At 52.7% G+C, this 21,754-nt stretch carries 21 protein-coding genes and 1 pseudogene; 11 read left to right on the top strand and 11 right to left on the bottom strand.

Annotation, left to right across the window (positions count from 1 at the left end; all coding sequences use genetic code 11):
* The first annotated feature begins 2 nt into the window (after positions 1-2).
* Positions 3-710, top strand: a complete 708-nt coding sequence (gene istB, locus IPI63_RS06510; protein ID WP_213996866.1) for an IS21-like element helper ATPase IstB — start codon at positions 3-5, stop codon at positions 708-710.
* A gap of 96 nt (positions 711-806) precedes the next feature.
* On the opposite strand, the pseudogene IPI63_RS06505 reads toward istB, so the two are convergent.
* Positions 807-959, bottom strand: a pseudogene (locus IPI63_RS06505) (transposase); the annotation flags it as partial.
* A gap of 779 nt (positions 960-1,738) precedes the next feature.
* Between IPI63_RS06505 and IPI63_RS06500 the strand changes: the two are divergent.
* The 4 genes from IPI63_RS06500 to IPI63_RS06485 all read left to right on the top strand — a co-directional run bounded on the left by IPI63_RS06500 (position 1,739) and on the right by IPI63_RS06485 (position 6,814).
* Positions 1,739-3,169: a DUF1045 domain-containing protein gene (locus tag IPI63_RS06500; protein WP_292477470.1), complete on the top strand. Its 1,431-nt coding sequence runs from the start codon at positions 1,739-1,741 to the stop codon at positions 3,167-3,169.
* Positions 3,166-3,888 carry a hypothetical protein gene (locus tag IPI63_RS06495; RefSeq protein WP_292477467.1) on the top strand — a complete coding sequence of 241 codons (723 nt, stop codon included), beginning with the start codon at positions 3,166-3,168 and terminating at the stop codon, positions 3,886-3,888. The genes IPI63_RS06500 and IPI63_RS06495 overlap by 4 nt, the downstream gene beginning before the upstream one ends.
* A gap of 492 nt (positions 3,889-4,380) precedes the next feature.
* Positions 4,381-5,349, top strand: coding sequence for a radical SAM protein (locus IPI63_RS06490; protein ID WP_292477464.1), 969 nt, complete (start codon positions 4,381-4,383; stop codon positions 5,347-5,349).
* A gap of 202 nt (positions 5,350-5,551) precedes the next feature.
* On the top strand, positions 5,552-6,814 hold the full coding sequence (locus IPI63_RS06485; protein WP_292477461.1) for an NDP-sugar synthase: 1,263 nt from the start codon (positions 5,552-5,554) through the stop codon (positions 6,812-6,814).
* A gap of 4 nt (positions 6,815-6,818) precedes the next feature.
* Here IPI63_RS06485 and IPI63_RS06480 read toward each other — a convergent pair whose 3' ends face one another.
* Positions 6,819-7,055, bottom strand: a complete 237-nt coding sequence (locus IPI63_RS06480; protein ID WP_214066205.1) for a hypothetical protein — start codon at positions 7,053-7,055, stop codon at positions 6,819-6,821.
* A gap of 111 nt (positions 7,056-7,166) precedes the next feature.
* Between IPI63_RS06480 and IPI63_RS06475 the strand changes: the two genes are divergently transcribed.
* From IPI63_RS06475 to truA, 3 genes are read left to right on the top strand one after another with little or no spacing between them, the layout of a single operon-like run.
* Entirely contained in the window at positions 7,167-7,769 is a 603-nt protein-coding gene (locus IPI63_RS06475; RefSeq protein ID WP_292477458.1) for a uracil-DNA glycosylase, read from the top strand.
* Positions 7,766-9,055 (top strand): 3-isopropylmalate dehydratase large subunit, encoded by a 1,290-nt coding sequence (locus IPI63_RS06470; protein WP_292477455.1) that lies wholly within the window; start codon positions 7,766-7,768, stop codon positions 9,053-9,055. The genes IPI63_RS06475 and IPI63_RS06470 overlap by 4 nt, the downstream gene beginning before the upstream one ends.
* 50 nt (positions 9,056-9,105) lie before the next feature.
* The gene (gene truA / locus IPI63_RS06465) at positions 9,106-9,924 is read left to right on the top strand and encodes a tRNA pseudouridine(38-40) synthase TruA (protein ID WP_292477453.1); all 819 of its coding nucleotides are present in this window, start codon (positions 9,106-9,108) and stop codon (positions 9,922-9,924) included.
* Between the two features lie 56 nt (positions 9,925-9,980).
* Here truA and IPI63_RS06460 read toward each other — a convergent pair whose 3' ends face one another.
* The 9 genes from IPI63_RS06460 to cdhA form a co-directional block, all read right to left on the bottom strand.
* The gene (locus tag IPI63_RS06460) at positions 9,981-10,415 is read right to left on the bottom strand and encodes a flavodoxin domain-containing protein (protein ID WP_292477450.1); all 435 of its coding nucleotides are present in this window, start codon (positions 10,413-10,415) and stop codon (positions 9,981-9,983) included.
* A 252-nt stretch (positions 10,416-10,667) separates the two neighbouring features.
* Positions 10,668-12,083 (bottom strand): acetyl-CoA decarbonylase/synthase complex subunit gamma, encoded by a 1,416-nt coding sequence (gene acsC, locus IPI63_RS06455; RefSeq protein WP_292477447.1) that lies wholly within the window; start codon positions 12,081-12,083, stop codon positions 10,668-10,670.
* 5 nt (positions 12,084-12,088) lie between these two features.
* Positions 12,089-13,441 carry a CO dehydrogenase/acetyl-CoA synthase subunit delta gene (cdhD, locus tag IPI63_RS06450; RefSeq protein ID WP_292477445.1) on the bottom strand — a complete coding sequence of 451 codons (1,353 nt, stop codon included), beginning with the start codon at positions 13,439-13,441 and terminating at the stop codon, positions 12,089-12,091.
* A gap of 11 nt (positions 13,442-13,452) precedes the next feature.
* Positions 13,453-14,211: an AAA family ATPase gene (locus tag IPI63_RS06445; RefSeq protein ID WP_292477442.1), complete on the bottom strand. Its 759-nt coding sequence runs from the start codon at positions 14,209-14,211 to the stop codon at positions 13,453-13,455.
* 13 nt (positions 14,212-14,224) lie between these two features.
* Positions 14,225-14,401: a hypothetical protein gene (locus IPI63_RS06440; protein ID WP_292477439.1), complete on the bottom strand. Its 177-nt coding sequence runs from the start codon at positions 14,399-14,401 to the stop codon at positions 14,225-14,227.
* Between the two features lie 85 nt (positions 14,402-14,486).
* Entirely contained in the window at positions 14,487-14,663 is a 177-nt protein-coding gene (locus IPI63_RS06435; protein ID WP_292477438.1) for a hypothetical protein, read from the bottom strand.
* A 33-nt stretch (positions 14,664-14,696) separates the two neighbouring features.
* The gene (gene cdhC, locus IPI63_RS06430; RefSeq protein ID WP_292477435.1) at positions 14,697-16,103 is read right to left on the bottom strand and encodes a CO dehydrogenase/CO-methylating acetyl-CoA synthase complex subunit beta; all 1,407 of its coding nucleotides are present in this window, start codon (positions 16,101-16,103) and stop codon (positions 14,697-14,699) included.
* A 39-nt stretch (positions 16,104-16,142) separates the two neighbouring features.
* On the bottom strand, positions 16,143-16,706 hold the full coding sequence (cdhB, locus tag IPI63_RS06425) for a CO dehydrogenase/acetyl-CoA synthase complex subunit epsilon (RefSeq protein WP_292477432.1): 564 nt from the start codon (positions 16,704-16,706) through the stop codon (positions 16,143-16,145).
* 20 nt (positions 16,707-16,726) lie between these two features.
* Entirely contained in the window at positions 16,727-19,144 is a 2,418-nt protein-coding gene (gene cdhA / locus IPI63_RS06420) for a CO dehydrogenase/acetyl-CoA synthase complex subunit alpha (protein WP_292477429.1), read from the bottom strand.
* Between the two features lie 298 nt (positions 19,145-19,442).
* Here cdhA and cobD point away from each other — a divergent pair, with 298 nt between their 5' ends.
* Genes cobD through cbiB form a run of 3 tightly spaced genes read left to right on the top strand, consistent with a single transcriptional unit; the run spans position 19,443 to position 21,690 of the window.
* Positions 19,443-20,537, top strand: coding sequence for a threonine-phosphate decarboxylase CobD (gene cobD / locus IPI63_RS06415; protein ID WP_292477427.1), 1,095 nt, complete (start codon positions 19,443-19,445; stop codon positions 20,535-20,537).
* The gene (locus IPI63_RS06410) at positions 20,525-20,767 is read left to right on the top strand and encodes a cysteine-rich small domain-containing protein (protein WP_292477425.1); all 243 of its coding nucleotides are present in this window, start codon (positions 20,525-20,527) and stop codon (positions 20,765-20,767) included. Before cobD ends, IPI63_RS06410 begins: the two co-directional genes overlap by 13 nt.
* On the top strand, positions 20,764-21,690 hold the full coding sequence (gene cbiB / locus IPI63_RS06405; protein WP_292477422.1) for an adenosylcobinamide-phosphate synthase CbiB: 927 nt from the start codon (positions 20,764-20,766) through the stop codon (positions 21,688-21,690). The genes IPI63_RS06410 and cbiB overlap by 4 nt, the downstream gene beginning before the upstream one ends.
* Positions 21,691-21,754 lie beyond the last annotated feature (64 nt).

The following is a 21,754-nucleotide window of genomic DNA, read 5'->3' as shown; positions in this document are numbered from 1 at the left end:
CTGTGGAACCGAATCTTGCAGATCTATGTAAACAGTTGCGACTGAGCGGAGTCTACAACTACGTCCTGGACTATCAGCCTGATAATGAGGATATGCTGCAGTTTCTGACTTCAGCATTGCAGTCCGAACTCGACAAGAGACATCTGAACCGCCAGATGAGAGCGCTTCGGCAAGCCGGCTTTCCGACAAAAAAGAGGTTCGAGGATCTATTGATGGATGATTTGCCGCAAGATGGGCGAGAGGCTATTCCTGAACTAAAAGCGCTTGCGTTTCTTAAAGAAAGGAGGAATGTTATTCTCATCGGAAATTCAGGAACCGGCAAGACTCATATGGCTATTGCGGTAGGGATCAAAGCATGCGAGGAGAACTATCGAGTTGTATTTCGCTCCGCAGCGGCATTGGTCAATGAGATGATCGAAGCGAGAAAAGATAACAGGCTCTCAATTTATATCAAACAGTTTAAAAAGGTTGATCTCCTCATAATTGATGAGCTTGGGTACGTAACATTTGATCTCGCTGCTGCTGAATTGCTATTTCAGTTGCTTGCAGCACGATATGAGACTATGAGTACTATCATTACCTCGAACCTGGGATTTTCAGATTGGGTGAAGGTATTCCATGACAGGACTCTAACCGCAGCAATTCTGGATAGGATTACCCACCACGCGCTGATACTGAACATGAACGGAGAGAGTTTCCGCAGAAAGTAGCGAGACGTGAACTTTATACTCTATGAGTTAGGTTAGTCGTCTAAGGGGGTCAAAATCGGATCGGCGCGGGGGGTCAAATTTGGACCGGCGGATACACTTGTAGCCTTGCTCCATGCAAATGTTTCTAAGGATCAACTCGCAATCCTTTTTAACTTGCCTATCGCAGAATATTCTATATCGGTACTTAGGCACCAGTACGATGTGGTAGGTTATCTGACCATAGCCATGGCTAAAACTGCGCAACTCCAAGCTTATCACATCCTAGCCATAGGTGGCTGGCACCACCTGTGGCTAAGGTGCTTAAAGGCCTCATTTTAAAAGAAGGAACGGTTTATTGAATTAGATAACAGAAAAGAAGAGGCGAGGGTTCACTTCATCCCCGACCTGAAGGTCGGGGTATTCGTGACCCTCTGCACTCCCGTTGTAATAAATCATTATGATTGATTGAATCAAGATAGTGGTGTCATGAAATTGACTACACCTAGACCGGACTCATCTGAAGTAAAATTTAAAAATGCATAGCACGTTGGGATAATCGAGGTCTGGTTGAGACAAAGAAAGGAGAAAGAATGATATTCAAGGAAGTCGATAATAAAAAAGGATATTTATCATGGTTGCCATTTCAACTACCAAATCATCTATTCAAGGACAAGGTGCAGAAAATAGGGATAGAAATGCCTTGTAAGCTGAGGTGTGTGCAATTGGGGGAATGCAGAGGTCATATTGAACAGGAAGCCGCAAGTCGAGCAATCATGTAAAGGCGTGTTACTCAACAGCGTGCCGTGCTGACGAACAGCTATACAGTCGGACGAAGAGTAGAACGACACGAATTGATGTATGCTTCAATAGAGACATGCCTCATTGGTTCAGAGGTCGTGGGCAAAAGCATGTTAGCCAATCCAGCAAAGGTAGGGCTTTCCCGTCGGCCCAACTGCTATCAAGGGAGGGGCAAATGTGCTTGATCCAAGCACGCCGTGCGAATTCTGATGGCAATAGAATATCGGTTAAATGGAGCAGGAGACGTACCAATGAACACCATAATTAGCTTTCTCACCAATTACTGGTTCTATGTATTTGCGACAGCTCTCGTCACCTTGATTCTTGCTCTAATTTGGAAAAGGAGACTGCGCAGAATAAAGTTTTTAGATTTCGAACTTGAGTTTGGAGCGGATTCCATTAATGAAAACAATCCGCACCATATGGAAAAGAATCCGAGCCAGATCTTTGCGCGCAGTGATAGTTCTGAGTTTACAGGTTGCTTTGAGAAATTGGCTGGAAAGGCAAGACGAATCATTCTGATTGGCATTGGTATTAATATCCTTCACCACGATACCATAATCATTAGCCTCATGGATCGGGTAAAAAAGGGGGAATGTAATCTCGAGATATACTTGGCGAATCCATTTAGTCCAGCTGTTGAGATGCGCCTGATCGAAGAAGAAATAGGAGACATGAAGCCGCCTGTTGGAAAAGTGGGTCTAATCAATCGGCTGAATTCAATCATAGAAGAACAGAAAAAAAATCCATCCAACTTTGTGCTCAAATTATTTTCTCACTATCCCACATTCGCAATGTTCATCATTGATGACGACTATTTCTTCTATCCCTATGGTTACGCCTTGCTGGGCAATCTAAGCCCTGTCTCTCATTTTTCGAAAAGTAACTCCGCCCATACGTCAATGATTGAATTTCTTGCCAGGCAATACGAGAATGTCAAGGCATCTAGTGCAGAAGCCCAACTTGTCTTTGATGCGCAGATGTGCAAACCCGTGAGTGTGGAGAAGTTCCTGTCGTTTGCAGTGTATCTTGTACCAAACGATTCTTCTGAAATCTACAGGTTCGGCTCCAAAGTCTTGGGATATGATGTCCGAAAAAGCTGCACAGTTGAGTCAGACTGGTCTGAATATGTAGGATTTGCGGCCGACTTCGGTTTTCATTTGACAATAGCTGACGTGCTGTACTATCCTTGCCAGCGCGACATCGATCTTTTGTGTAAAACGGTTGAGTTTGTAGCGCAAGAGCTTCATCCTTTCAGCCTCAGTGCCGAGATAAAGGAGCGCTTTCCAAATGATAGTAGTATTTCTTTGGTATGTCATGATAAAAGTGGGACTCTAGAGTCTATGCATTATGAAATGGTATTTAGGTGTTACCGACAAGCTGTTGCATCGAACTACAGTCTCGGATTGTCTTCTTGCGATCGAGATTCGAGTTTGCCACGTGATGATTTGATGATCAAACGCTATCATGCTCCATATATACTCCAAAGGTTTAATCCACATTTCACACTATTGACCGAGGTACCCCCCGATAAAATGGATGAAGTCGCACGAGAGTTAAAGGAGATATACGAAACGGTTATGAAGAAAGAGCAACAAATACTAATCAATGATATAGCAATCATGGTTAAGTCACAACCGGACCGCCCCTGGCAGATAAAACAGAGGATTCAACTCAGATGACCAACATTCTGGCCAAACAAGATTTTCTATATCAATGCAGAATTGCCTACATAAAGATAGCCAACGAGTTGTACCATAATGGGCTAGACCTGCGAGCTATTCAAAAGACTTCCAATAATTTGATAAATATACTGCCAACTCAGTGTCTTTTGCGGGAAGAGGCCTATAAGCCAACAGGGATAGCTCTTGGCTGCCCATTGCCCGAATCAAAACAGTTTGAGCTGTTCGCTCTATCCCATCTGGTCGATGCTCGGCTTAGAGAATACTCTAGTTCCGAGCAGCCGAGTTTCGCTTACGTTCCTGCGGATTCTTATCATATCACCATTGCAAATCGCACACACTACGAATCTTCTGTTGTTAGTTATCTTAATGGAGAAGAGCTGGAAGCTGTCAAAGCTCTGATTCATAAATTACACCTGCAAACGATTCGAGTCATCGCGGCTGGACTGATCCTGACCTATTCAGGACATTTGTTGGTCAAGTGTCTGCCAATTGATGACAAAATTCTTCAATTGCGCACGCAGCTTGCACATAATTTCCGATGGCTTAGAACCAACATGCCCACGATGGCTCACATCAAGCTGGGTCACCTAATGGTGCCTCTGGTGAACTCGCAACTACAATCTTTCAATGCCTGGCTGGCAATGATAGAGCAACATGCCATTTTCGATCTTGTCTTTACAGATGTCTATACGCCGCAAGGTCGAATCAGCCTATGATTTTGGGAAGGGTTGCGACTATGAGCATCAATTTCGTTAAAAATCCGAATTCAATAGTGCTGCCAGAATCATTAGGGGGTTGCTGCATCATCAATCGCTCAAGTGGAAAGACTGTTCATCTGAATCCATTTCAGGCTTCTCTTTGGTACGATTGGCATTCCGATTGCCTGGCAGGTCTTAGTAGCATTTTTTCCAATCTAATTGCGTGCGACTTGGTCCGGGAAAAAAATTGTAATGCGAACCCTAGGATGGAATCCATACAGCTCGATTCGCTTCAGCCAGTAATGCGCGACAAGTATGTGAGAAGCTATTCAGAGACACCTGACCTCACGATCTTATTTAATACCCAGTCAATGCTCCAGAACAATCCTCTCCTGGTTCTTGGTCCATATGGCAGCTTGATCTGGCGCGGTGTTTATGCCCAAAAAACAGTCGCTGAACTGCGCGGCGAAGCGCAGTCCATATTTGGCAATGATGAGGTCTTACCCTTTCATGCAGCGTCTCATGAACCTAGGATTTCTCACATCCGTCAGAGATCTGATCGATTCGAGATTACCGACAGAGAAAGTGATCAAGGAATTCCCAGCGCCCGAAATTCAATTCATGCTTAAGCATTCAAAAGTGCCGTGGTATTGCCTTTGGGAGATCTGCACTAAATGCGATTCACGCTGCAAGATTTGCTATTTGTCCGATTTTGACTCAGTCGGACCTACATCAAATGCTGCACAAAGAATCGCGGCTCAAATCATCGAAGCCGGAATTTTCTACGTTACTCTTCTCGGCGGAGAAGCGCTTCTCCGCCATGATCTCGAAGCGATTATTGCCACTCTGCGTAATGCCGGAGTATTCGTCAAGCTCATTACCAATGGGTTCCAGCTTTCTTTGGCCAGATCAAAGTCTCTAGCTACTGCAGGGCTGAATCATATCGAAGTGAGTTTTGATGGATTGACCCCACAGTTTCACGATAATTCCCGTGGGAGTGGAGCGTTCATTGAAGCAGAAAAAGCTTTAATTCAGGCAAAGAGAGGTGGTATTCCCAGGGTAGGAATCGTTCTGACATTGGATTCTAAAAATGCTAGTGAGTTCCATCTACTTCCATCATTCATGCATGAGCATGGCATTAGAGAATGTTACATCAGCCTATTCAAGAAGGTTGGTATGTCAGGATCAAATGCCCAAATGGACAGCCTTGCCAGTGAGGCGATCATTTCCCTTTATCGTCAGATTCAAATTTGGCATTCGACAGATCCTGAGTTGTTAATAACTTTATTGCCTGCCTGCACATGTGGAAGAACAAGCGTCGTCATCGGAGCGGATCAGCGATTAAGACCATGTCCATTTGTTCATGCAAAAACTGTAGGAAGCTTGGAAGAAGCGTCTTTATCGAGCTTATGGGCAAGTATTGGAGATGTTCTCTATTCGGATGAAAATTTTCCTTGTCAATCGTGTTTGGTTCGATAATTCTCAATTAAATCTTTAAACTAGAAATTCCTTTGTTTTTTCCATGGACATAATGAGTATTGCCTTCTACGTCATCCTATTTGTACTTGCCTTTATGATAGCTCGAATTATAATGAAGATAATGCGTGGCTACTAGCCAGAGATGGGTTGGACAACAGGTTGCAGCGACAGGCTTAATATTTGCCCGGCCCAATTATAAGGTATGTTACCCCAGGTCTTAGCAACGGTGGGCGGTTCAGGAACGCGCTTGTACCCGCTTACTTTGGATCAGCCGAAGCCGCTTGTAGAAATATGCGATACGGCCATAATAGCCAATCTCTTCCGGGTTTTAGCTAGCCAGGGCTGCCGTAGGTTTATCTTGGGCAGCAAGGGTGCCAGCAACACCCTTAGCCTAAGTAATTATTTCAAAGCAGGCGAGGGCTTCTTCAAGCGTTTGGGCATCGCCGACCACCAGGACTTCAGCTATCAGCCGCTCTACAATGACAAGGGCAGCGCCGACTCTCTACGCTACTGCATGAACTACTATGACATCAAAGATGACCTGCTGGTGGTCTCGGGAGATAACCTCATCGACATCGACCTAGGAAGCCTAATCGGCTTCCATAGAAAGCACCAGTCTCTGGCTACGGTGGTACTCAAAGAGTTGGGTCCTGAGGAGAGCATCTCGCAGTATGGAGTAGCCCATCTGGGACAGAATATGCGCGTCGAGGGATTTGTGGAGAAGCCAAAGCCTGGCAGCGAGCCCAGTCGGATGATAAACACTGCGTTCTACCTCTTCTCATCACGCATTCGCGAGGTCCTGATGGAAATGGGCGACCGGGCCCGCGATATCGCAGGAGATCTGATCCCCTACCTGATTGAGAACGGCTATCCCGTCTACGGCTTTCCTATCTCTGGATACTGGATAGATATCGGCACACCGGAAAGGCTGCATCAGGCGGCCATGGATTGCCTCTCCGGCCAGGTTAAGCACTTCGACCGCAAGTACTGCTACCAGACCAATCAGTGGATTCATCCCAGCACCCTCTCCCGGATAGAGCCATTGCTTCTCTCAGGAGATATCACCCTGAAGGGAGATGTCTCCATAGGGCGGAACTGCCGCATCGAGCGGGGGGTAGTGATAGAGAACTCTCATATCGGCCATACCAGTCTCATCGAACGCGATGTCGAGATCAAGGAGAGCATGGTGATGAGCTTCGCTCATATCAAGCATTCAGTCAGCATCAGCAGGGCAATAGTGGGCCGCCACTCCACATTGGAGGAGCATAGTGATCTGGGTCTGGATGGCGGAGCAGAGGGGGTCTCTGTGATCGGCGAGAATGTGATCCTCCCATCGGAGTCAGTGGTGGCACCCGGAGTTAGAGTGGCTCAGCTCAAGCACAGCCATAGCATCCTGGCCACGGGCAGATTCAATGAACTGGGAATAGATGAGAGGAATATATACTTCAAAGAGAAGATCAGATGAAGCGCTAATAGTAGCGCTCCCAGACCTCATCCATCTTCCTGATCTTATATTTCCGCCCGTTCTCCAGAAGATAACGATTCAGATCCTGTACATCATTGAAAAAGCGCTTATCTCGCAGGTTGTTGTATATATCTTCAGTGGTGAAGCCCTTCAGCTCTCCCTTGTCGTAAACTATTTTTTCAATAGTATAATATATGTCATCAAACTTCCTCAGGGGATATGTCCACTCTGCAAACTGCATCAGTACCCTCCTCAATTGGCAAGAGGGTTTGAATAAATAAGAACCTTTCGTTGCGGTTGGTTTTTCCGGGAAGAGGGATCAATGGAGAAGGATTATCAAGGGAGAGGGTCAATGGCCTGCATTATGTGCCCCCCAGACCTGGTTATGCTTCAAGAGAAGATCAACTCCTGCAAGCTCTGCCCCCTCTCTTTAACCCGAAACCATTCTGTGCCCGGAAGCGGACCCTCCAAGGCCGAGATCATGCTGATAGGAGAGGCCCCGGGACGGGAGGAGGACCTCAAGGGGCTGCCTTTCACCGGACGGGCGGGAAGGGTGCTGGATGAGGCCCTGGAGAAGGCCGGCCTCTCAAGGTCCGATCTCTTCATCACCAGCGTCGTCAAGTGTCGGCCTCCGAATAACAGAAATCCGAGGAGGGAGGAGATCGAGCTTTGCCTGCCCTATCTAAAGGATCAGATGGAGGCCATAAACCCCCGGATCATCTGTCTGATGGGCAATATCGCAGCGGGGGCAGTCTTGGGAGTGGTGGGAGTCTCCGCTCTTCGCAACCAGACTCTGAGCGATCGCTTTCTGGTGACCTATCATCCTGCAGCCGTCCTGAGGAACAAGAATTTGATGGAGGACTTCGTCTCCGATCTCAGAAGGGCGAGGATGATGAGCCTGGGGATGGCGGGTGAGGGCAAGGATGAGGGCAAAGGTCAAGATTTATTATCATGAAGGGCAACAGGGTCTACATGAGCGGCCAAACCCTGTCTGAGAGGATATTATCCAGAGCGGCAAAAAAAGAGGCTAAAGCGGGCGAGTTCATCATGGCGGACATCGACTGCGCCATGATTCATGATATCACCGGCCCCCTGGCAGTGAAGGGATTCTATGAGATTGCAGGCCGGGATGCCCGGGTCTGGGATCCAGACAAGATCGTCCTCCTCTTCGATCATCAGGTGCCGGCAGACAGTCTGGAGGCAGCAGAAAACCATATCCAGTTGCGTAAATTTGCTGCTGAGCAGGGAATTCTCAACTATGACATCTTCTGCGGCGTATGCCATCAGGTGATGCCTGAGAAGGGTCATGTGCTTCCCGGTGATGTCATTGTCGGCACTGACTCGCATACCTGCACCTACGGGGCCTTGGGCGCCTTTGCCACCGGCGTAGGATCGACGGACATGGCATCGGTATTTGCCACCGGCAAGCTCTGGTTCATGGTTCCCAGGACTCTACAGATAATGATTCAGGGACGGCTGCCCACCCGCGTCACCTCCAAGGACGCCATTCTGCGCATCATCGGGGATATCGGTGCTGATGGGGCCAACTATCTGGCCTGCGAGTTCCGGGGCGAGGCGGCGGAGAGGATGAGCATTCCGGAGAGGATGACGGTCTCCAATATGGCTATAGAGATGGGGGCCAAGGTGGGCATCTTCCCCGCCGACCAGACGACCAGGGATTATCTGCAGGAGAGGGTCCAGGATCGGGGGGCGATCGAGGCGGGAATCATCGAGGGGGATGAGGATGCATCCTTCTCCCGCCGGGAGTGGGATGTATCCGATCTTGAGCCCCAGATCGCCATGCCCCATAATGTGGATAACGTCCTTCCCATCAGCCAGGTTCCCAAGGTCCGGATCGATCAGGTCTTCCTGGGCTCCTGCACCAACGGCCGTTTTGAGGACCTGCAGCTTGCCAGCGAGATGATGAGAGGAGAGCCCCTGGCAAAAGGGGTGAGGATGATAGTGGTCCCCGCCAGCCGGGAGGAGTACCTGAAATGCCTGCGAGCCGGACTGGTGGAGAGGTTCATGGAGGCGGGGGCGATGGTGGAGTCGCCCTGCTGCGGCCCCTGCATGGGCGGAAGCTTCGGCCTGCTGGGGGCAGGCGAGCACTGTCTGGCCACCTCCAACCGGAACTTCGTGGGCCGGCAGGGAAGCCCCCAGGCATTCGTCTACCTCTCTTCCCCGGCCACTGCAGGAGCAAGCGCCATCACCGGCTATATCACCGATCCCAGGGAGATCTGATTGGGGCTTTCAGTGCTCTGTAATCAAGCTTCGTCCGGGACAGGATCAGGATGAAGGTTGCCCTCAAGCTCGCCTACCTGGGAGACAACTACTATGGGTTTCAAAAGCAACCCGACCGGGTGACAGTGGACAGCCAGGTCCGGCGGGCGCTGGAGAGGATAGGCGTCATCCATGGCGACTTCTGCTATGCTGGGCGGACGGACCGGGGGGTCTCCGCCCTGGGCCAGGTGATCGACTTCTGGATAGATGAGGATAAGATGGATCTGACCAGGCCGCGCTGCGTGAACGGACGCCTCCCCCGGGACATCTGGGCCTGGGCCTGGGCCATTGCCCCCGTGGGATTCAGCGCCCGCTGGAATGCCCTCTGGAGGGAGTACCGCTATCTTCTCTGGCATCCGGGGCTGGACATGGATCTGATGGAGGAGGCTGCAGAGATGCTCTTGGGGGAGCATGATTTTCGAAACTTCTCCTCCGCGAAGGTGGAAACGGTAAAGAGGGTGGAGAAGGTGGATATATCTGAGAGGAATGGCCTGTTCATCCTCGATATCCGGGCAGATGGCTTCCTATGGAATATGGTGCGAAAGTTTGTTGGCGCCCTGGAAAAGGTGGGCTCGGGCCAAAAGGGGATGGGCTGGTTCTCCGATCTCCTCCGGCCGGAGACCAACCACGGCGCTCCCACTGCTCCGGCAGAGGGGCTGATCCTGATGGAGGTGGGCTATGAGGGCCTGGACTGGCAGGTGGACGAATACTCCCGGGCGCGGGCAGGCCGGATGCTGGCAACGACAGTGAAGGAGAGGATGGCCGGGGCAATGGTGGCGCGGGAGTTGCAGAGGACGATGAAGGGATGCCGGCGGGATGAGAGCGGATAAAAAAAAAGGCGCCAGCCTCTCATCTAAGGTCTTAAAACGTAAGCCGGAGAAGGAAGCTAGCTTCTCAGGCCGGTTGCAATCGTCCTTCCAAGATGAAAGCACTTTTCAATATCATCCTTGCTTGGCACCTGTATGGCTGCCGTTCCGGGCTCAACCACATTCATGCCAAAGGATTTCATGTGGGCGATCAGGGTGGGAATGCTCTCCCCACTCCATCCATAAGAGCCGAATGCAACCCCCACCTTTCCCTTTAGATCAAGCTTTGCCATCTCTTTCAGCAATGGATCAATCGACTTGATCAGCTTGTAGTTATAGGTCGAGCCGCCAAGGGCGATTGCATCCGCATCCACAATATCATTCGGCGAGGCTTCAAAGGCATCCTTTAGCAATACCTCTGTTCCTTCAATGCTCATTGCCCCGTTGGCAATCGCCTCTGCCATCTTCTTGGTCCTTCCCAGGCCGCTGGCATAGATTACAGCTATCTTTGGCATTTAAGATCCCCTCGGATGATCTATGCTGCATTTTATAACTATTTTTTGCTGAGATCGGATAGAGGATTCGCGGGCGATCGCACAGGCCAGCAGGCGCACAGGCCAGCAGGAATAGAGCACAAAGCCTCCCCTTGATCGGGAATGCAGAAGCGATTATCATCAAGAAGCTGAAATACGCTAATGAGGATGAGGGGCCTTTAACTTTAAAATAAAATAAAACTTGTGCCCTTATTCAGGGCACTTCCCATCGATCTACTTCGGTGGCCAGAAGTCCTTCATCCAGCCGATGATTCTTCCGGAGTCCTCTGGGCCGACCATGATCTTGGCCTTGCCTGCGAAGAGGTCCTCCAATTCACCGCTGAACTTGGCCGCCATGCCGGGCAGGACCATCGCCGGGTACTTCTGACCGGCCCAATCGAATCCAGCCTCATTGAAGGAGTCCAGGATCTTGGCCGGGGTGAGCTGGCCGCCAGCGACAGATGCCTGCACCCCGATGCCGTCGGTGTTGATGGCGATGATGTAGGCATCGATGTTGTTTGATGCCACATCCGACTCGACGGTGTAGTAGGTCAGGGCGAAGTTGGTGGTCAGGAAGACAGGCGACTCCGGTCCCGGATTGCCGACCTTGTAGATGCCGGGCTTGACCTGAACCGGCGTTCTGGGGTCGGTGTAGATGTTGAAGCGCAGATGCATATCGGGCATCATGCTGTGCGGCTCGAGGGAATGCTTGATCATGATCGCACCGCCGCGAATGACGAAGGCTGCAGTGAGCACAGACTCCCAGTAAGCCGCACGGACCGGGTCATCAGTGGTCAGCCAGGCGTTGATGGGCAGGACCATGACCGGATAAGCGATATCCCTCTGCGCCTCCTCCACTGCCGCCCTCCTCAGATTGATGAAGTTGAGCAGGGTCTGCTGCAGCATCTTGCCGTTGGGTGCCGTTCCAGGGTCAAGGACCAGGTCGGTCAGCCCCATGGAGGAAAAGGTGACGGCCATGGACTTGAGGCCATCCAGGTCGAAGGGAACGCTCAGTGTGACCGGAACCTTGTAGTCATAAGCGAGCTGAGCAACCTCCTTCCAGTTGTCCTTGTTGGCGGCATAGATGAGGGGCTTCTCCTTGGCTGCGACCTCCAGGCCGGCCTTGAGGACTGCCGGGTTGAAGGAGCAGAGAATGAGAGGGAAGCCATCGCCATTGGCCATGACGGTCTTGACACAGGCGGCGAACTTGGCAGGATCGTCGGTCACAGAGCGGACGGCGATCATCTCCACACCCTGCCACTTGCCGATGTAGAACTTCCGCCAGGTGGTGATCTTCTTGACCCTTTCTATGAGCTTTGCCTCTTCCATGTTATCGGCAACATCATAGGCAAATGGCGGTTTGTTGAAGAAGGTCATCTGATGGCGGTACATGACGTCCTCGCCACCTACCTTGACCTGTCTCTCACCAACACCCACATAGATCATCTTCAGCTCGGGTGCGACTGTGGTCCTGAGTCCATCAAGCTTCTTGGCGTACTTCTTCTCATCGATCAGCGGAGTGCACTCCTCTACCTTGCGGGTTCTGGCGATAAGGCCGGCGGCAAAGGCCATGCAGGTCTCCTCTCCGCACTTCTTGCAATTTGTCTGCGGAAGCAGCTTGTAAAGGTTAAGCGGGCTAGTCTCCTTCATGTTCCTCACACCCCCATCTTGAGCCAGGCATTGGCATCAGGCGTCTTGGCCTCGATTCTTCCCATCAGAGATTGGGTGATCTCATGCAGATATGCGACAGCAGTTGGATGCATCATCATGAAGATGTCCACTCCAGCCATGGCTAAGGAGTAGCCGGTGAGGATCTCCCAGATCGGGCCTCTCAGCATTCTGTCACCCCAGTCGGAGTCGTCCTTGTTTGGTGAGCGGACCATCCAGGACTCTCTCACGCCCCAGGCATTGGTGGTACCGGAGGACATGGGGAATGTCAGCTCATCATCGCCCTTCAGAGCGCCAAGCCTTATCCTCTCCATATTGGAGTAGGCGAAGTCCAGGCCGTAGGCGAGAGCAGCAGTGGTTGGATCCATGACGATGGACTCGCGCGGAACTCCCGCCACCTTCATCAGCTTTCTGTTCAGCTCCTTTTGGGAGTTGATCTCCAGCTGGGTCCAGGCGAGACAGACATGTCCGTTGTCCACGCAGGCCTTGCCTATCTTCTCCCAGTCCATGTTCAGGTTGGCAGAAGCAATGAGAACCCGCTCCCCCTGGCAGACCTCGGCTGCCTTGGAGAGCACAACCGGATCCTTGTCCGGGTTGCCTGATCCGCCGATGCAGATGGGCACATCCACAGCCTGCAGGACCTCCTCCACTGTCTTGACTGCCTCCTGAGCAGGTGTATCCTTCAGGAGAGGATCAGTGCTGATCAGGTGAACGGTGACCATATCGGCGCCGAACTCCTTGACCGCCTTCTTGGCCCACTCGCCTGGGGAGTTGATTACATCCTCATAATGCATCTTGACTGCCTTGGCCATGCCAATGGGCATATCGAAGACGTCCATGGTGATCTTGGGGGCATGAGGCATTTCTGCATCCGGGAAGAAGGGCATGGCCTTCTCGCCGCCCAGCTTTACCACATGGCCGCGGCTCCCGCCGTCTGCCTTGGTAGCCCCCAGGGTTACCTCCTGAATGGGATGCTTCCAGGTCTTGTCCACGCCCACACTGAACTTGGCGCTGGCCAGGGCGCTGGCTATCTTAAAGGCAGGAACTGCTTCCGCGGCTGCTGCAATCTCCGCGGGCGCCGGGGCTATGGCCTGAGCGACAGCCACCGGCTGCATCAGGTTCTGTACTGGATAGCCCACAGCCTTGGCGAATTCCATAAGCTGCATGGCGATCTTTGCCGCCTGCTCTCCGAAGTAGTATGCAAAGAGCGGGCCTACGCCTCCTGCCCCTATATCCAGATCTATCTCAACATCTCCCTCGATCTTCAGTCCCTCGAGGGATTGAACATTCATCTCTGTTAATGTCTTATTCAGGTCAGATAAAGTGATCTTCTCTGCCATTCAAATCACCCTCACAGGCCCAGTTTTCCGACGACATTCGCCATCTCTTTTACCGCAAGCGAATCATCGGGCAGGCCGGTCAATGGATCTCCCACTAAATCGAATTTGGCCAGGCTTTCATCATAGGGGATAGTACCGATAACAGTAAGGCCCAGACTGCTTGCGTTCTCAATAACCTTCTCCCGCCTTCCAGTGGTGATCTTGTTCACAATCACATAGAGATCCTTGTACTTCAGCCCCATCTCGCGGGCAATGTCCCGAATCCTCTCTCCTGTGGTGAGCCCCCTCTTGGACTCGTCAGTTACGACGATAAGGTCGTCGAGGTCTGGAAAAATTTGCCTGCTGAAATGCTCAAGGCCCGCCGGGGAGTCGATTACAATCAGATCATAATCCGTGGCGGTCTTCTCCATAATGGCACGCAGAAGATTATTGACATAACAGTAACATCCAGAACCTTCAGGCTTGCCCATTACCAGAAGATCGTAACCATCTTCTTCCAAAAGGATCTCAAAGATCTTAGCCTCGAAAAGCGCCTGCTTATCAGTATCCGGTGAAGCTGTGAACCTGGAATCCTGCATGAACTCCCTCATGTCACCAACGGTCTTATCCACTTTGGCACCCAGCGCATCGGCCAGGTTGGCATCGGGATCGGCATCGATGGCAAGAATTCGAAACCTTTTTTTGGAGTTCTTCAGATGTCTAATGAGCATCGCAGTTATGGCGGTCTTGCCGGTGCCGCCTTTACCTGTTATCGCAATTACTTTCCCCAAAGTCTAGCCATCCTTACTTCTTTGGTTTTATTACAACTTCCGCCACGTGGATGGATGCGCCCCTCAATTCAATGGTCATTCCACCCGATGCTGCTGGCATAGCGAAGGCCGGAGCTGCTGCGCCTGTTGCTGGTGCTGCCGCTGGTGCTGCGGCCGGAGCCGCTTCCTTCTTCTTAAGCTTAAGCTGCATAGTATCTCTCCCTCACTCTTCGATCAAGATAGTTGCATTCGTAGGAAAACCGCGTCTCCCAAAAAAGGGAGAAGAAGGCGGTACTCTACTTGGCGAGTACTACCTTGTCTATGCTTATCTTGGCATCCTTCAGAATCAGCTTTATGCCGCCGGCGCTGCCGGACATGCTTATGGCTGGTGCTGGTGCTGCTGCGCCTGCTGCTGCAGGTGCGGCTGCGGGAGCCGCGGCTGCAGGTGCCTTGGGTTTCAGTTTTAGCTGCATAGTTTTAACACCCTCTCTTAGATTTGGATCTGCTCACTCGAGCACACCATCTTCCTGCAGGGCCTCGACGACCTGCATGAACTGGCCTTCGGAAAGTCCGAGCTCAGACTTGACGGTATCCATGTTGATATCTCCGCCGGTCTTCTCGATATAGGCTATGACCTTCTCTTTGATATCATCATCAACCTCTTCAAGCTTCCAGCCCTCAGTGATCTTCTTGTTGTCCACCTTTCTGGTAACGCCATCGACCACTGGATGGTTGACCTTGAGCAGGAAGGCCTTCAGGGAGGCAATGTCATTGGCATCGTCCTCGGTGGCGATCTTATCAATCATATCAGCATCGATGCCCTCCTTTACCCTCTCCTTGAGGCCCTTGGACATCCAGACGATCCTTCTCCAGCCGCCATCTGCCTGAAGGAACTTGGGGGAGAAGTAGTAGAGAATGCCCATGCCCAGGAAGCCCACGACCTGCTTGCCGCCGCCGGTCTGTCCTGCCATGGTGGAGAAGGGCAATCCGTTGGGGGTTGCGCCCTTGAAGTCACGATCGGCAAGGCCGATGCCGTCGACCTCGGGCATATAAAAGCCAATGGTCTCAAAACAGCCACAGGAGGTGTGAGGAGCTTCGAAGAACGTATAGAGGAGCATCCTGCTGTACTCGCCGCCGGACCTCTGCTCAGCCATCTCATTGATGGCGGTGTACTCGCCGGTGATCTCATCAGTTGCCGTCCCCTTCTCTATGGCGAACTGGGGCCCCTCTGGGTCCACCTTGGCGGCAGCCCTGCCGTCGAACCAGGTGATAGCTCCACAGAGGGACGGCCTGTCCGGGGTGACCACACAGGCGCTGGTGGGAGCGAATGCCTGACAGAGGGTGCAGCCATAGAAGACATCGACATCCTCATCATGCAGTCCCTTGGCCCTCTCGTCGCGGGCCTTGTATACGGCCATGGCCTTGGCCAGCTCTTCCTTAACCTTGGCGGGATCGGTGACGATGGTGACATCCATCACCTCGATGAATGGCATCTCTGCCTTGTACAGCTCAATGACCGGGGCGTAGATCTCCTTCCAGGAGGTGACTCCCTTCTTCTTGAGGTTCTTGCCAACCCTCATCCAGATATCGTATCTCTGGTTGAGGTGCATAAGCCCGGAGATGTAGGAGAGGAGAGCGTGGTTGCGCCTCTCGATGATGGACTCCAGGTCTTTCTCAATCTTCTCGCCGCCCACCCTGAAGATCATGCCAAAGGGGATGGTGCTCCCCTCTGCCATCTCACCGAGATCGGGACCGACGACAGTTACCTTTCCGTCCTCGATCTCAGCCATCGGTGTGGCCAGGGACAGCTCGAATCCATCTGCCTTGGGGCCACCCAACTCTACCCATAGATCGTCCTTTCTGATTCTCTCTCCCTCATACATGGGAGATATATCCAACTTTATGTCTGCCATTAATACACCTCTTCTGTTTTTTTTGTTTTGGGATAAACTCTATTTCTTTATCGCTGCAATGACCTCATCCACAGCGGCATGATAGTCGTCCGGATTGAAGGCCAGGTTGCCGAAGGTCATATCGGCATTGACATGATAGTAGCGGTCGATGGAGACGCGCTTGATGCTCCGGTTGAAATTCTTCAATGTGGACAGCATGCCATTTGCGAACTTGTAGTAGATGCCCAGGAATATGACCACATCATACTGGCCCTGTCCGTCCAGGCCCTTCCAATCAGGGAACCTCAAATAGTTGGTCAGGGGATGCAGGCCGATTTGATAGACGTTCTCCAGGTAGCCCCGATCAACGAAGCCCTTGACGCTATGCGCCGTGGCGGCGATGGGAATTCCCATCTTTCCCATCTCAATCATCTTATCGAACATCACTGGATCGTCGAAGAGCTCTGCTCCTACTACGAGCAGAGGCCTCTTCGCCTTTTTGATGATTGCGCCGATCACCTTCGGCATATAGGTCTTCGCCATCTCAGGCCCAGGGATCTGAGCCATCTCAAAGGGAATGGGATTCCTGGTGGTGTCAATGCCCTTCTTTGCTTCTGCTGCCATTTTTTATCTCCTCCTCACCCTCACTTCTTGGCCCTTATCTTGCGCGGGATGTTCGTGGGATCGAAGCTGACATCTGCAGGCCGGAGCGGTCCGGAGATGAACTTCTTCGCCTTCCAGTCGATCTGCCAGCCGTGCTTCTCCTCCAGTTCCTTCATCATCTGCGCCTGGTAGTTCAGGGGCAGATCCTTGACATCGCGGACAAAGAGATGCCAGTCATCGGGCAGCTTGCCGAAGTACTTCATAGAGATATCGCAGTAATGGGTCAGCTTGATTCCTCTGCCCTGGGTGTTGTCAGATGGGCGGAAGCAGAGCTTTGCCATCTCCAGCATGGCCTCCTCCTTGGTCTCGGCGATATAGAGCATGGCCTCGGGTGCGGGCTCGATCTGCTGCATCTTGCCGTCCCTGGCATCTATGACCATCCAGTCCTCGGGCTTATCGGCCCTGCCCATGAAGGTCCGGCGGTATATGACCGAGCTGGGCTGAACAACCACCGGGATACCCATCCTGTTCACGCCGGTAGCGATGGATGCTGCCTTCTGGGAGTATGCTCCCCAGGCCACGCCACATGCTCCGACCTTGGACAGGATATAGTCAGCGATATCATCGTAGTTGCCACGCTCATTTCTGTGGGCGAAGATGGTTGCCACCTTGATTGCTGCTCCGTGGATGTGGGCATTGGCCACACATGAACCTATGTTGCAGATGTTCCTGCCATCAAAGGCGCCCTCATACTGCTCCCATATGGTCTTGCCCTCTTCATCCTTGTAAAGGGACATGTCCATGGCCATGCAGCCTGTGGCGACGACGATGTAGCCCCTGTCCACAAACTCCTTGGCAATGTCGTAGCATTCCTTGGTGCCATTGGGATAATTCGAGCATCCGACCAGCGCTATGACTCCCGGGATCTGGCCAAGCACCAGGGGTGCACCAACCTTTCTGATCTCGGTATCGAGCACAGGTCCCCTGCCCGCCCTCATCTTGAACTTCTGGTTTCTGATGTACTCACGGTTGGCATACTCATACAGCTTCAGGATGGGAATATCCTGGGGGCAGCTCTGCTCGCATCTCTGGCAGCCCACACATACCTCATAAGTGGAGGAGAACGGCTCCAGATTGCCCTTGAGGGCCTCGGCGATCATCTCACTGATCCTGATATGTGGCGGACAGACGAAGGCGCACTGATTGCACTCTGTGCACTTCTCCAGCATCTCCTTGAACTGCTGCTCATTGAAGATGATCTCATCCTTGAACTGAGCTCGCTTGGGCTTGACAGCAATGGCTGTCCTGATGGCCACCTCTCCCGCCTTGACCGGATCGAGGATTGCAACCCCTGGCATCTTGAAGCTGACCAGGTCCTCCACAATGGCATCAGCAGAATCGTTGGTCCTGTCGGGCAGGCCGAGCATGATCTTGTCGTTGCTGGCTATGACCGGGATGTGCCTTTGCTGGCAGTCCTCCAGCACATCGCAGTAGACGCACTGCTCGTCAACCATCACAGTATCCATGATCCCGGCGCGGACCATCTTTCTCCACCAGCCCATGGCCCCGGCCACCTTGGCCTTGGGTCCCAGGTTGGCGGGTATCTTGGACTCCCTGTCGGTCTCAGTGATCCTGGTGAGGTCAATTGCAGTACAGCATACGCCGCCTATGTCGACCTTCTCCCAGAGGTTGTTCTGCTCGGCATAGATCATGGCCTCGGCGCCTGCTGCCAGGTTGTGGCCGTAGGCGATGAGAACCCCCTTGTTCTGATCCAAGGTGCCCATGCCGATCTCCACCAGGGGTGCATCGGCTGCCCCGCGGGGCATATCATAGGCGACGACCTGCAGCATATCGCAGATCTCCTTGCCCAGGGAGTCGATCATGCCGCCATGCAGCGACTTGGACTCGAAGTCCATATAAAATGCTTCCTGGCCGGTGTGGGTGGCTGCCAGGAGCTGCACGATCTCCTCCTCGCAGTACTCCAGGGCCTCGCCGAAGTCCTTGAGGGACTTGGGCTTGATTCCCAGGATGGTGCGGGTGAGGGGAGCATCCACCAGGATCTCGCTGCCCATATCGAACTTCATATCTCCGAACTTGTCAAGACACCAGTGATACAGGTGTCTGCCGTGAGCAGTATGGGCGCAGGTTCCCATTAAAACCGCAACCAAGACGATCTTACCGCAAGCGGCTGCCATGTCGATGCCACAGGCACCCTTCTTATCACCGGTCAGATCGCAGGGTCCATAGGTACAAAGAGTGCATGTATCATCTGCCGGGGAGTACATGATCTTGTACCGGTTGCAAATCTTGAAGTCCCAATCACGAAGCGTTGCCACACCTGGCTTGGGGAAGGGGCCCATTGCTTGGTCCCATTCATCCTCTTCTTTTACGACAGCCCCTATGTTGATCTGGACGTTCTTCATGTCCTCAACAGAGAAGCTGCCCTCTCTTGTTGCCATCGGAATCTTAGCCTCCTCTTCCTTTGATATACGCCGCATGGGTTCGCATAGAGTAGATAAAACCCTTTCGGAATGCCAAGTATTATAAAATTTTATTAATTATTATTAGAGATCGTAATACTATTGTTGAAGATCATAGTACTGTCATAGGAGATCAAAATATTATTATTGGAGATCATAATATTATTTTTATGTGAGGACAATCAGTTGAGAGCGAATAACGAAGATCACTGATGTTAATGGAGCATCGTCTGCCCACAAGCTTGAAATGCCAATACAATGAAGGCCACAACAACCTATGAAAAACCGATTGCGGAAGAGCTTTGCCACTGCTACAGAGTGCAAGCATGGGGGCAAGGTGCAGGAAGCAAAGAGGAGGCTGGGAGCTGAGCCGCTGGACTTCTCCGCCAATATCAATCCCCTGGGATCGCCTCCCCTGGAGGAGCTGGTCAAAAAGGAGCTCAGACAGATCGGCCATTATCCTGATGGCAGCTACCTGGGATTCTCTCGCGCAGCGGCCCGCTTCGTCCAGGTCGGCCCGGAATGCATCGTTCCTGGCAATGGCTCATCCGAGCTGATCAGGCTCTTCGCGGAAGCTGTGCTGGAGGAAGGGGATCTGGCACTGGTCCCCACCCCTACCTTTGGGGAGTACGAGAATCAGTCACATCTGGCAGGGGGAAGAACGGAGAGGCTGGCCTTCGGCCCAGAGGGGCTTCCCCTTCTTCGCGACTCAGACCTTGACCGGGCCAAGGCCCTCTTCCTCTGCAATCCCAATAACCCCACTGGATGGTTGCTCTCCTCTGAGCAGGTCCTGGAGCTGGCGGACAGATGTGAAGAGGCCCGGGTCTTCATGCTGGTCGACGAGGCCTTCATAGAGCTCTCCGGGCCGGAGGAGAGTGTGGCCCGGCTTGCTCCCAGCAGGGAGTATCTCTTTGTGATGAGATCCCTTACCAAGTCCTTTGGAGTGCCTGGTCTGCGATTGGGCTTTGGCGTGACCAATCCCCTCCTGGCCCAGATCCTGAACCGGGCGAGGATCCCCTGGTCCATCAGCTCCATCGCCGCCGCTGCAGCAGAGTATCTCCTGGGATGCGAGGATCATCTATGCCGGTCCAGAGAACTCATCGCCAAGGAGCGGAATTATCTCATCCCCGCCCTGAGGGATCTGGGCCTGGAGCCTCTGCCCAGCCAGGTCAACTTCATCCTGGTGAGCATTGAGTCCTCAGGGCTTGACTCAGATCTCCTGGCAGAGGAGACCATGGCCCGCGGTGTGCTGATAAGAGACTGCCAGTCCTTCGGGCTGAAGAAGAGCTACATCCGGGTGGCAGTGAGAGGCCGGGAGGAGAATGAGAAGCTGATCGATGTTCTGAGGCAGGCATTGAGATGCAGAGGCTGAACTGCGAGAGGTTTCCCTGCCACCACCCCCAGCAGGACTGCTCCTTGTGCTTCTGCCCCTTTTATCCCTGCCGGGATGAGAGAACGGGAGGCAGAGAGGTAGACGGCTCCTGGTGCTGCGAGAATTGCCGGATCGTGCACCAAAAAGAGGTGGCGGAAATGGTGCTGGATGGACTCTTGCAGGGCCAGAGCATCGCCCAGGTCTGGAAGAGATTGGAGGCTCTGCTATGACCCTGACCATCCCAGAGGGGCTGGCAGTATTTCTCTTGGCAGCAGCATTTGATATCCTGATCGGCGAGCCTCCAGTTCGCATTCACCCTGTGGTCTGGATAGGCAGGTTGATCTCCTCATTGCGCTCAAGAGCCCGTCCCTCGATGATGCAGGGAATCCTGCTGGCCATGATTGTGATTGCCGTCTCAGTTCTATCCGCCCATCTGCTGGTTGAGGGAGCGAGAGCTTTCCCGGTACTGCCCCTCTTGGTGGGAGCATATCTTCTCAAATCCACATTCGCCATAAGATGCCTGCTGGAGACCTCAAGCAGCATTGGAAGGATGGTAGGTCAGGATATAGAAGAGGCAAAGAAGATGCTGCTCGCCCTGGTGGGAAGGGAGACCGGCTCCCTCTCCCCTGCTCAGGCCAGCTCAGCGGTGATCGAGTCGCTCTCTGAGAACTATGTGGACTCCATTCTCACCCCCATATTCTATTATGTTCTCCTCTCCCCCCTCGGCCTGGGGCTGGAGGCGGCCATGGCCTTCAAGGCCATAAGCACCATGGACTCGATGATCGGCTACAAGAAGCCCGGTCTGAAGGAGCTGGGCTTTGCTGGAGCGAGGCTGGACGATCTGGCCAACTGGATTCCTGCCCGCATGAGCCTCATCCTGATCGCCCTGGCCAGGCCCGGCGGTGCCCGGGATGCCATCAGAGGGGCCTGGAAATACCATCATGCCACCCCCAGCCCCAACTCCGGCTGGCCCATGGCCGCGGCCGCCGGCAGCCTGAAGATCCGGCTGGAGAAGCCCGATCAGTATGTACTGCTGGAGGAGAATCCAGAGCCGGGGGCAGGGGATATCCACCGGGCTACGGCTCTCATGCAATCGGCCATCGCCCTCACTATGCTGGCGGCGATCATTCTTCTCTTCCTTTATAGCTCATAACTGTATAGCCCATAACTGTATAGCCCATAACTGTATAGCCCATAACTGGGCAGTCCATAACCAT

Source organism: Methanothrix sp. (assembly GCF_016706325.1).
GTDB lineage: Archaea > Halobacteriota > Methanosarcinia > Methanotrichales > Methanotrichaceae > Methanothrix.
The sequence above is the reverse complement of the archived record's forward strand: the minus strand, read 5'-3'. Positions and strand labels throughout refer to the sequence as shown.